This window comes from Flavobacterium commune (assembly GCF_001857965.1).
GTDB classification, from domain to species: Bacteria; Bacteroidota; Bacteroidia; order Flavobacteriales; family Flavobacteriaceae; genus Flavobacterium; species Flavobacterium commune.
On sequence record NZ_CP017774.1, the window covers coordinates 888,338 to 900,546 of the forward strand.

At 35.0% G+C, this 12,209-nt stretch carries 9 protein-coding genes; 6 read left to right on the top strand and 3 right to left on the bottom strand.

The features are described 5' to 3' along the window. Positions 1 to 7: 7 nt before the first annotated feature. A complete protein-coding gene (gldJ, locus tag BIW12_RS03855) occupies positions 8 to 1,678 on the bottom strand; it encodes a gliding motility lipoprotein GldJ (RefSeq protein ID WP_071183892.1) in 1,671 nt (556 codons plus the stop codon). 338 nt (positions 1,679 to 2,016) lie between these two features. Here gldJ and porV point away from each other — a divergent pair, with 338 nt between their 5' ends. The 4 genes from porV to BIW12_RS03875 all read left to right on the top strand — a co-directional run bounded on the left by porV (position 2,017) and on the right by BIW12_RS03875 (position 6,569). Next, complete coding sequence (gene porV, locus BIW12_RS03860) at positions 2,017 to 3,219, top strand: type IX secretion system outer membrane channel protein PorV (protein ID WP_071183893.1); 1,203 nt, start codon at positions 2,017 to 2,019, stop codon at positions 3,217 to 3,219. A gap of 75 nt (positions 3,220 to 3,294) precedes the next feature. Continuing rightward, positions 3,295 to 3,777 (top strand): cytidine deaminase, encoded by a 483-nt coding sequence (gene cdd, locus BIW12_RS03865; protein WP_071183894.1) that lies wholly within the window; start codon positions 3,295 to 3,297, stop codon positions 3,775 to 3,777. A 145-nt stretch (positions 3,778 to 3,922) separates the two neighbouring features. Then, the gene (gene pdhA, locus BIW12_RS03870) at positions 3,923 to 4,921 is read left to right on the top strand and encodes a pyruvate dehydrogenase (acetyl-transferring) E1 component subunit alpha (protein ID WP_035659309.1); all 999 of its coding nucleotides are present in this window, start codon (positions 3,923 to 3,925) and stop codon (positions 4,919 to 4,921) included. A gap of 7 nt (positions 4,922 to 4,928) precedes the next feature. Then, positions 4,929 to 6,569 carry a dihydrolipoamide acetyltransferase family protein gene (locus BIW12_RS03875; protein ID WP_071183895.1) on the top strand — a complete coding sequence of 547 codons (1,641 nt, stop codon included), beginning with the start codon at positions 4,929 to 4,931 and terminating at the stop codon, positions 6,567 to 6,569. Positions 6,570 to 6,786: 217 nt separating this feature from the next. Here the strand turns inward: BIW12_RS03875 and BIW12_RS03880 are convergent, their stop codons facing one another. Continuing rightward, positions 6,787 to 8,031: a glycosyltransferase gene (locus tag BIW12_RS03880; protein ID WP_071183896.1), complete on the bottom strand. Its 1,245-nt coding sequence runs from the start codon at positions 8,029 to 8,031 to the stop codon at positions 6,787 to 6,789. Between the two features lie 107 nt (positions 8,032 to 8,138). On the opposite strand from BIW12_RS03880, the gene miaE reads away from it, so the two are divergent. Both miaE and BIW12_RS03890 read left to right on the top strand, forming a co-directional pair. Next, entirely contained in the window at positions 8,139 to 8,720 is a 582-nt protein-coding gene (miaE, locus tag BIW12_RS03885) for a tRNA-(ms[2]io[6]A)-hydroxylase (RefSeq protein WP_071183897.1), read from the top strand. A 54-nt stretch (positions 8,721 to 8,774) separates the two neighbouring features. Then, entirely contained in the window at positions 8,775 to 11,516 is a 2,742-nt protein-coding gene (locus BIW12_RS03890) for an AsmA-like C-terminal region-containing protein (RefSeq protein WP_071183898.1), read from the top strand. A gap of 123 nt (positions 11,517 to 11,639) precedes the next feature. On the opposite strand, the gene BIW12_RS03895 is transcribed toward BIW12_RS03890, so the two are convergent. After that, positions 11,640 to 12,206, bottom strand: a complete 567-nt coding sequence (locus BIW12_RS03895) for a hypothetical protein (RefSeq protein WP_157499477.1) — start codon at positions 12,204 to 12,206, stop codon at positions 11,640 to 11,642. Positions 12,207 to 12,209 lie beyond the last annotated feature (3 nt).

A 12,209-nucleotide genomic window follows, 5' to 3' on the forward strand; every position in this document is an offset into this window, starting at 1 on the left:
TTAGAAATTAATTTCTTGGTGTTTTTCTTTTATCAGCTTTAGAACCTACTCTGGACATCGCACATCTAAACCCAATATAATCGGTGGCCATATCCTGAGGAAAGTATCTTCTTTGAGCCGGATCTAACCAATACGCTCTGTCTCTCCATGACCCCCCTTTGTAAACTCTAATTTTATCGTTTATCAAAGTAGTTCTTTTACTTGATCTATCGTATTTTCTCACCATTGAACCTAAACTATCGGTAGTAACATTGTGTACTGGCGAATTATACATTTTAGCAATGTTTTTTTCTTTTTCACCATCTGATTCAGAAGATCCAAAATTATAATACTTAGAAGATTGCTTATCACCATCTCTATAACCTATGTTGTTACTCTTATCAAAATTTTGTCTCAAATAAGTTTCTTGCTCATCAACAGGAACCCTGGCAATTTGACCAGGAAAATTTCTAGCCATTAACTTTCCGGTACTTAAAGTATCGTATTTCATGTTTTCTCTGGTAACAATCTCTACTTTTCCATCAGCACCAATTTTATTCTTAGTGTACATATTACCTCTAAAGTAGTTAAAATCGTTAGCCTCATTATCGATAATCGGTCTGTAAACATCGGCTACCCATTCGGCAACGTTACCCGCCATATCATACAATCCAAAGTCATTTGCCGGATATGATTTAACAGCGTTTGTAATATCAGCACCATCATCAGACCAACCTGCAATTCCACCATAATCACCATTTCCTTGTTTGAAATTGGCCAATTGATCTCCTCTGCTTTGTCTTTTTCCTGAACGTGTATATTCACCTGACCAAGGATATTTCTTTTGTCCTTTATAAATATTATATTCTCTTTGACCTACATCAGCAGCAGCAGCATATTCCCACTCAGCCTCAGTTGGAAGCCTGTATTCCGGCATAATAATTCCTGAAGAACGTTGAGCATACACATTTTTTTGTTCCTGAACACTTCCGTCTTTCGATTTTACCGCTCTTCCCTTTGCTCTTTTTAAAACAATTTCTTCGCTTCCGCCTCGTGCAGTTGACGGCGATGCTAAATAAGCCTCAGTACTAAAAGCGTTATCCGCATTTACATCATCTGTTTTTGCATTTTTTTTCAAATACCCATTTTTCTCCAAAATAGCTTCGTTAACACGCTCAGTTCTCCAATTAGCAAAATCAACAGCCTGAATCCAGTTTACCCCAACAACAGGATAATCTGCATAAGCAGGATGTCTCAAATAGTTATTGGTCATAGTTTCATTGTATCCCAAACGATTTCTCCACACAAGTGTATCAGGAACAACGCCGTTATATACATCTTTATAATTTTCATCATCAGGAGAAAAAACATTTTTAACCCAATCCAAATATTCTAAATACATAAAATTAGTCACCTCAGTCTCATCCATATAAAAAGACTGGACGTGTTGCTGAGTAGGAGTATTATTCCAATCGTGCATTACATCATCCTGTACTTTTCCCATTGTAAAAGTTCCACCTTCAACAAAAACCAAACCCGGACCTGCCTCTTGTTTTTTGGCTGCTGTCTTATTATCTACATTCCAACCCGTTGCCCTCGAAGCACCTTTAGAGCTAGATTTTTTACTACAACTAGCAAAACCTAAAGCTACTATCACTGACAACATCAAGCGAAAAACTGTAATTTTATCTACTTTCATACTCTTTACTGTGGTAATATTTATGCGTCGCAATATAATAATTAACGATTAACCTGCAATGTTATTTTAATAATTATAATCGCTTCTTTACTCAAAATAAACGCAAATTTATACTATTTATTATTTATTCACATACTTAATGCTTTTTTTTTACTCTTTTGATTTCTTTATTAAACATACAACACAAGCAAACACAATATTATCCAAAAACAGCAGTTATAATTATCTATGAGTCAAAAACTAAAAAACAGTAAATTAAGTTGCAAAAACTAAAAAACTAAAAACTTGCAACTTTTTAATAAAACACTATATTTGTTCTACTAATTACCCTCTAACCAATGAAAAAAACAATACTTTTAACCCTTTCTTTGTTTTCTATTTCGCTAATCCAAGCCCAACAAAGACCCATCACAGTAGCAGTTCCTTTTTTATCTGTTACTGCTGACGCAAGAGCCGCGGGTATGGCCGACATAGGGGTAGCCACCTCTGCGGATGCTTTTTCGCAACAATGGAACCCTGCCAAATATGCTTTTGCCATTGACAAACAAGGTGTCAGCGGCAGTTACACACCCTATTTAACAGGTCTTGCTAACGATATTTCATTAGGACAATTTACTTATTACAACAAAATTTCTGACCGTAGTGCTTTTGCAGCCAGCCTTCGCTATTTTGGCTTTGGAGACATCGAATTAAGAAGAACAGGAGAACCTGACGAAGCATTTGCAACTGTCGCTCCTAATGAATTTGCCATCGATGGATCTTACTCACTTAAACTAAGTGAAAAATTTTCCATGGCTGTTGGCGCAAGATTCATTCATTCTAATCTAAAAGTTGCAACCGACAATGGAGACGCTACCGCTGCGAGTTCCTTTGCAATTGATATAGCCGGTTTTTACCAATCGGAAGAAATAGCATACAACAGCTTCAACGGAAGATGGAGAGCCGGATTCAATATTCAAAATCTGGGACCAAAAATCAGCTATGATAATGACGAAATTAGCTCTAACTTTTTGCCAGCCAATTTAAAACTAGGAACGGGTTTTGACTTTATTTTAGACGATTATAACAAATTAGGATTAAACGTAGAACTCAACAAGCTACTTGTACCTACACCAAAAGTAGGATACGACAATAACAGCGGTACTTACACAGGTACCGACATGAATGGTGATGGCGTTGTTGACAATACAGACTTTAGCTTATCCAATAACGAATACAGAAGAACCGGATGGTTTTCGGGTGTTTTTAAATCTTTAGGCGACGCTCCTGACGGATTTAGCGAAGAACTAAAAGAAGTCATTTATTCCGTAGGTGCCGAGTATTCTTATCAGGATGCCTTTGCTATGCGTATGGGGTACCATCATGAGAACACTAACAAAAGCGGATTACGATATTTTTCTCTTGGAGCAGGTTTTAAATATACTTCATTAAAAATCGATTTATCTTATTTATTCTCTGCCTCTAAAATCCCAAATCCTTTGGAAAACACACTCCGTTTTTCATTAACACTTAATTTTGGAGACAAATACGAACAATACTAATTTTCAACAAAAACAGCATACCAAAAATCCAAATTTCCATCTAAAGAAATTTGGATTTTTTTTACTCAATATACAATGGAAGAAATTATCATTACAAGCAAATTCACCACTTACAATTCTACAAAAGAGTTACCTAATGAAATTCAAAGCCTTTTCGAAAAAGCAATACAAGCTCAAAAAAGCGCTTACGCTCCTTATTCGAAATTCAGGGTTGGGGCAGCCATTTCTTTAGACAATGGAGAAATAATTTTAGGAAGCAATCAGGAAAATGCCGCTTACCCTTCTGGTCTTTGCGCAGAAAGAGTCGCATTATATCAGGCTGCATCAAATTTTCCGGAGGCAACAATTTCAAAAATAATCATTACAGCCTCACCCGAAGCAACAGGAATTACATCACCAATTACACCCTGCGGTGCGTGCCGACAATCTATAGCCGAATACGAGATTAAGCAAGACAGTCCAATTGAAATTTATTTCATGGGAGAAATAGGTAAGATTTACAAATCGGAATCTTTAAAAAACTTACTCCCTTTAATATTTAACAAAAAACTGCTCTAATAAACCTAAAAATTAGCTTTATAATTTTAGTTCTTAATTGGAATGTCCTATTTTTGCATTTCGCAAATTCGACCTTATAAAATCAATTTGCGAAAAAAGTACTAATTGACAACACAATAAAAACTTTAGTAAAAGAACACTTGAGATGAAAGAAGTTACAAAAGAAGTATATTTAAAGTGGTATGAAGACATGCTGCTTTGGAGAAAGTTTGAGGATAAACTAGCTGCATTATACATACAACAAAAAGTTAGAGGTTTTCTACATTTATATAATGGTCAGGAAGCCGTACTTGCAGGAGCATTGCATGCAATGGATTTAACCAAAGACAAAATGATTACTGCTTACAGAAACCACGTTCAGCCAATTGGTATGGGTGTTGATCCCAGACGTGTAATGGCTGAGTTACTTGGAAAAGCAACAGGAACTTCTAAAGGAATGGGTGGATCCATGCACATTTTCTCAAAAGAGCACCGTTTTTATGGTGGACACGGTATCGTTGGAGGTCAAATTCCAGTTGGTGCAGGTTTAGCTTTTGGAGACAAATACTTCAATACAGGAGGAGTTACAATGACCTATTTTGGTGATGGAGCTGCTCGTCAAGGTTCTTTACACGAAGCTTTCAACATGGCTATGTTATGGAAACTTCCAGTAGTTTTTATTGTTGAAAACAATGGTTACGCTATGGGAACTTCTGTTGAAAGAACAGCAAACCATACTGATATCTGGAAATTAGGTTTAGGATACGAAATGCCTTGTGGACCAGTTGATGGAATGAACCCTGTAAAAGTTGCCGAAGCAATGCACGAAGCTATCGAAAGAGCTCGTCGTGGTGACGGACCAACTTTCCTAGAAATGAAAACATACCGTTATAGAGGACACTCAATGTCTGATGCTCAATTATACCGTTCTAAAGAAGAAGTAGAAGAGTACAAAAAAATTGACCCTATTACTCAGGTATTGGACATCATTAAAGATAAAAAATACGCTACCGATGCAGAAATCGAAGCTATCGACGAAAGAGTAAAAAACTTAGTTCAGGAATGTGTTGATTTTGCTGAATCTTCTCCATATCCAGAACTTGAACAATTATACGACGTAGTTTACGCACAAGAAGATTATCCATTTACACCTCATAAACTATAAAAATATTATGGCGATAAAAGTAACAATGCCTCGTTTGAGTGATACTATGACGGAAGGAACGGTAGCAACTTGGCTTAAAAAAGTAGGAGACAAAATTAGCGAAGGAGATATTCTTGCTGAAATTGAAACTGACAAAGCAACGATGGAATTCGAATCTTTCAACGAAGGAACACTTTTACATATTGGAATTCCGGAAGGAGAAACAGCCCCAGTAGATTCATTATTAGCAATTATCGGAAACGAAGGTGAAGACATTTCTGCTTTACTTTCTGGAGATACTGCACCAGCTGCTGCCGCTCCGGCTGCTACTGAAGCTAAAAAAGAAGAAACTGCTGCTCCAGCTCCAGCTGCTGCTAAACCAGCCGCTTCTTTACCAGCTGGTGTTGTAGTTGTGACTATGCCTCGTTTGAGTGATACAATGACTGAAGGAACAGTAGCTACCTGGTTGAAAAAAGTAGGTGACTCAGTTGCTGAAGGTGACATTCTTGCTGAAATCGAAACAGATAAAGCAACAATGGAATTTGAATCTTTCAACGAAGGAACCTTATTATATATCGGAATTCAGGAAGGAAATACAGCTCCTGTTGATAGTCTTTTAGCTATCATTGGACCTGCAGGAACAGACATCAGCGGAATTGCTGATAACTATGTTGCTGGAGGATCTACTCAGGCTGCTCCTGCTGCCGAAGAAACTAAAGCTGCGCCAGCTACTGAAACTGCTGCACCAGTTGCTCAGGAAGCTGCTGCTGACGGTAAAAGAATTTTGGCTTCACCATTAGCTAAAAAAATTGCTAGCGACAAAGGAATTCAATTAAATCAAGTAAAAGGTTCTGGAGAAAACGGACGTATCGTAAAAAGCGATATCGAGAACTTCACTCCTGCTGCTGCCGCCCCACAAGCTGCTGCGTCTGCAAAAGCTGAAGCTGCTGCTGCACCAGCCCCAAAACCTTATGTTCCAGCAGGGCAAATTGCAACTGAAGAAATCAAAAATTCGCAAATGCGTAAAATCATTGCGAAACGTTTATCTGAATCATTGTTTACTGCGCCACATTACAATTTAGTAATTGAGGTAACAATGGACGAAGCAATGAAATCAAGAGGAATTATCAATAGCGTTCCGGATACCAAAGTATCTTTCAATGATATGGTAATTAAAGCTTCCGCATTAGCTTTGAAAAAGCACCCAAAAATCAATTCACAATGGTCTGCTGACGCTATCACTATCAACTATCATGTAAATATTGGTGTTGCTGTTGCTGTTGAAGACGGATTAGTGGTTCCTGTACTACCATTTACAGATGGCATGAGTTTATCTCAAATTGGAGCAAGTGTAAGAGATTTGGCAGGTAGAGCTAAAAGCAAAAAATTATTACCATCAGAAATGGAAGGAAGTACGTTTACTATTTCTAACCTTGGAATGTTTGGTATCACTGAATTCAATTCTATCATCAACCAACCTAACTCTGCAATCCTTTCAGTAGGAGCTATCGTTGAAAAACCAGTGGTTAAAAACGGTCAGATTGTTGTTGGAAACACAATGATGTTATCTCTTGCTTGTGACCACCGTACTATCGATGGAGCAACTGGAGCACAGTTCTTACAAACATTAAAACAATACATTGAAAACCCAGTGACAATGCTTGCATAATTACTGATTCTGTATAAAACCAAAAACCCGTCTTGTATAAAAACTTGACGGGTTTTTTATTTGGGCATGCCCACGCTTCCACTATCGTTTCAGCGTGGTCGGGCTGTTCGCTATATTCCCGAATATGAAAAACTTCGGTTAAAAAAACCTTGTTTTTCTATTTCGGGAGATGCCGCTTCCATCCCTCATGCAATCAGACACCTCCTTAATGATCCAACTAATCCTTATTCTTCTCCTCAATCCATTTCGACATATATTTTGTGCTTTTTAAAGTATGATGTTGCAGCAATTCGCCCATAAAATTATTCAACCGATGTTGCTTTATATTCGTAACTAAAAGCTCAATTTGCGTAGTAAAATCTTCTTCAAATGAATTCCTCAAATAACGTTGATTCATAATTGTGATTCCGTTTTTTTGAGCTTGAAGCCAGGTAGTTGCATCTTGATACAATTGTACTGCTTTATCAGCAAATTGCTGCTGATTATCTTCAACAAAACCATTCCATAGTAAATTATCCTGCATCGATTCAGCTCCAATTGTTGTCGTTCCACTTGGCGTACCGCATTGCATTGCTTCGAGTAATTTTCCTTTTATTCCTGCACCAAAACGCAACGGAGCTAAAACTACTCGAGCTTTCTGAACAACTTCATTCGCATTTTCAGCACGTCCTTGAATCAAAAACCCTTCTTTAACATTATTTAATTGCAATACTTTTTGAGAAGGATAAGCTCCATAAATATTTAAAACAGCTTCAGGCAATTGTTTTTTAATTAGTGGCCAAATCGTTTCTTTCAAATACTGAACCGCATTCCAATTGGGTTCATGAAGAAAGTTACCTATAAAAACAAAATCTTTTCGTTCTTCAAAAGAAGGCAATTTCGCTAAATCAGGAATTGCATTCGATTCTAATAAAAGAGGCAAATAACACAATAAGCTTTGATCAATTTTAAAAACAGTTGTCAATAATTCGATTTCATATTCGGAAATCATCAACGACAAATCACAACGTAAAATACTGGCGATTTCACGCTTCGCAACTTCTTCAACTAATAAATCTGAGATTTGAAATTCTCGTTTTTCCTTAAATGCTTTTTGTCTAGCTAATCGCAAACAATGCAAATCCTCGGTATCTAGAATTCGTAAAGCATTTAGACAGTTTTCGGCAACTCGCCAGCCAAATTGCTCCTCAATCATAAATCGGTCAAACAAAACCACAGAAGGATTCAACTCCTTTATAAAATTATCAAAACTGGAAGAATTCAGTACAATCGACTTTCGTTCTACATTATAAGATTTCAAATCAATCATAAAATCACTATCCTGAGCCGGACTTGCAAAAGTAATTTCAAAGCCCTGCTTTTGAAACAAAGAAATCAACTGCATCATCCTTCCTCCTGCAGCAGAAGAATTAGGCTCAGGCCATACAAAACCAATTATTAAAAGCGATTGCATCTGATTCATATCAACATAAAATTTTGTCACAAAATAATACTAAATTTATCGTTAATCCTCTCGTTTAGACAAAAATCACTAAAATAAACATTAATTTTGCATAAAATTATAATGATATGTTAGGATTAAAGTTAGCCACAGATCCAAGATGGGTCAACATTGTAGAATCTAATATCGAAGAAATTTTAACCGACCATGCCTGGTGCGAACAAAAAGCAGCTTCTAACGCTATAAGTCTTATTACCCAAAACTCTGAAAAAGAGGAATTGGTCACTGAATTAGTGCTTATTGCCCAAGAAGAAATAGAACATTTTAAAATGGTTCATGACCTTATCAAAGAAAGAGGACTCACTTTTGGACGTGAACGCAAAGACAGCTACGTTAATGAACTATTCAAATTCATGAAAAAAGACGGAAGCCGTAATGATGCTTTGTGCGAGCGTTTGCTTTTTTCGGCTATGATTGAAGCCAGAAGTTGCGAGCGTTTCAAAGTATTATCAGAAAACATCAAAGATCCAGAATTAGCTAAATTCTATCGTGATTTAATGATAAGCGAAGCAAACCACTATACTACTTTTTTAGGCTTTGCCCGAAAATATGCCGACAACGTTGATGTGGATAAACGCTGGAAAGAGTGGATTGAGTATGAAACTTCAATAATTACAAACTACGGAAAGAACGAAACCATTCACGGATAATAATTTATTCTAAAAAACGTTCCTAACCTTATTTCTCATATAACTTTCAGTATCATGTCTCAAAAAAAAGCTATATTTTTTAAAATCTTAAAATATATAGGAATCACGCTAATCAGTTTATTGGCTTTTATGTTTATTGCTCCTTATATTTTTGCAGATAAAATTAATGCTGAAATAAAAAAAGTAGCTAATCAAAAACTAAATGCTAAACTGGATTACTCTGAATCGAATGTTTCTTTTTTTAATCATTTTCCATCATTAACTGTAAGTTTAAATGATTTTAAACTTAATGGTTCGGCTCCTTATCAAAATGAAAATCTAATCACAGCTAAAGAAATTGCTTTTGGTATTGATGTTCCTAGTTTAATTTTTGGAAAATCAGTCAATATCGACAAAATATTTCTTTCTAATGCTGACATTAATGTAAAAGTCAACAAAGAAGGATTTGCAAATTACAACGTCTATAAAGCTGACAAAACTAAAACAACTAAAAAAGAAGAGGACAGCTCCTTAAAACTGGAGAAAATCGAAATAACCAACAGTAAAATTGTTTATGACGATTTATCGACTAAACTCCACTTTGACATTTTTGGTTTTAATTATATAGGAAAAGGCGATTTAAGCAAAGCTATATTTGATTTATCATCTAAAGCTCAAATTGAAAAACTCAATCTTTTGTATGATAACGAGCCTTATTTGATGAACAAAAAAGTCAATGCCGATTTGATTACCAAAGTAAATGTAAACTCGCTTTCATTAATTTTTGAACAAAATGACCTAAAAATAAACAATCTGGTTGTTGATTTCAAAGGAAAATTCGATTTCCTTAAAGAAGGTTACAATATGGATTTTATCCTAAAAACCACTAACAGTAACTTGCATGATTTTTTTACTGCTTTTCCGCCAAAATTCATCACTTGGCTTGAAAAAACGAAATTAACCGGAAAAACAGACTGTATATTATCCCTAAAAGGAAATTATATTGCCTCTAAAAATATTGCGCCAAAATTGGAATTGGATTTTAAAATCAAAGACGGAAGTATCAATTACAATCAAAGTCCAGCCACTGTAACCAACTTAGATGTTGATTTTGATACGCAATTGCCTTCTTTAAATCCTGATTCGCTTATTGTAGATCTAAGAAACCTATCGCTCAACATTGATAAAGAATCTTTGAAAGCAAAATTATACAGCACAGGAACTGCTGTTCTGGATATTAATGCTGCACTTAACGCCAAAATAGATCTGGAAAAACTAAATCGAGCAATCGGAATTCCTGATGTTGAATTAAAAGGAATGCTGGTAGCTAACGGAACTTCCAAAGGAAAATTCGATAAAAAGAACGGATTATTTCCTGTAACAAATGCCGTTATCAACTTAAACAATGGTTTTCTAAAAACGAAATATTATCCAAATCCAATTACGAATATTGGAATTGTTTCTACTATTTCGAATCCTAAAGGTACTTTCGAAGATTTGAAAGTAGTTTTACAACCCGCGCAATTTACTTTTGAAGGGAATCCGGTTTTTGTAAAAGCCAATTTGAGTAATTTTGACAATCTTGTGTATGATGTTACTGCCAAAGGAACTTTGGATATTGGTAAAATCTACCAGGTTTTTTCTCAAAAAGGACTCGACGTTAACGGTTTTATTAAAGCCGATTTAGCCCTAAAAGGAAAACAAAGCGATGCCGAAAAAGGAAACTATTCGAAACTTAAAAATAGTGGAACGCTTGAAATTAGAAACATCAAATTAGCATCTGAGTATTTACCAAAAACATTTCTTATAAAAGAAGGGATTTTTAAATTCAATAATGATAAGATGCGTTTCAATACTTTTTTGGCTTCTTATGGACAATCTGATTTTCAATTGAATGGTTATTTGCAAAATGTATTCAATTTCATGGCTTCAAAAAAAGGAGTTTTACACGGTTCTTTTTCTATGAATTCTACATACATTAACGCTGATGAATTCATGTCGAATACCACTGCAAATACAACCGAAACAACTACAAGCAATGCTCCAACTGCTGCTAAAACAGAAACAGGAGTAATTATTGTTCCGCCAAATTTAGATTTGCATTTTACAGCCAATGCGCAAAAAGTGAATCTCAACGGACTGGAACTTAAAAACGCAAAGGGAAGTTTGAACATGAAAAACGGCTTGCTTAGCATGCAAAATACCGGTTTTGATTTAATCGGTTGTACTGTTGCTATGAACGCTACTTACAAAAGTGTCGATTCTAAAAACGCAAGATTTGAATACCATATTAAAGCAAACGAATTTGATATCAAACGCGCTTATAAAGAAGTAAAACTCTTTAGAGAAATGGCCAGTGCTGCCGAAAAAGCACAGGGAATTATATCTTTAGACTATAATTTAAAAGGAAGATTAAATGCTAATATGGAACCTGTGTTTCCTTCATTGTTAGGAAATGGAGTTATCTCTGTAAAAAATGTCAAAATGTACGGCATGAAAATGTTTGGTAGCGTGGCTAAAAAAACCAATAAAGAGAGTATAAAAAACCCTGAACTGAGTCAAGTGGATATTAAGAGTTCTATTAAAAACAACATTATTACGGTAGAACGATTCAAGTTTAAATTTGCCGGATTCAGACCACGAATTGAAGGAACTACGAGCTTAGATGGAAGATTAAATCTTAAAATGAGACTCGGTTTACCACCTCTTGGAATCCTTGGAATTCCATTAACCATAACAGGAAATAAAGACAACCCGAAGATAAAAATAGGACGACAATCCGAAGATTTAGAAGAAACCAAAGATAGTATTCAGTAAATTATTTCTTTTTAGAAACTTTTTTAGAATACTCGAAATATGGGATTTCAGCGATTTAGTTTAACTAGAGTTTCATTGTTACTTTTGAGCACAATGAAACTCTAGCTTTTTGTGGTAGTTTCTTTAGGTCACACAAATATTAACAAAAATCGTTTGCTTATCATCGTAGAAAAAAATGTTTAAATAATGATCTTCTTCGCCCTTAATTTTTCGTGTAAATTTTTTAATTATTTTGTTTTCTTTTTTTTCTTTTAACGTATTTCTAAATTCTGAGAAACCAACAATTTCTTTTTCTACAGTAATTCTTTTGTCATCATTTAATTCCTTTAAAAGCTTTTTATAATCAGATTTAGATAATTTAATTTGTGAACTAGAGCAGTATTCTCCTTTAAAATCAGGATAGGAAGCTGACTTTTCAATAAATTCTGCCGATTCGGGAATTTCTCTCAAAGTTACAGTTTTAAATTCTTCTTCATAAAAACTTTCAGAAGGATAAAGGGAGTCATAAGTAATGTAAATTATTGCGAACAGAATAGTTATAACATAAGCTATATTTATTTTTCGACTCAATTTGCGTGAAAGTTTTTGTTTTCTTTTAAGGTATATTTTGAAAGGTAAATAAATTAAATATAATATCCCTCCTCCTATTGAAAAGATGATAAACATAAGACTAAAAACAAGAATTCCCATATT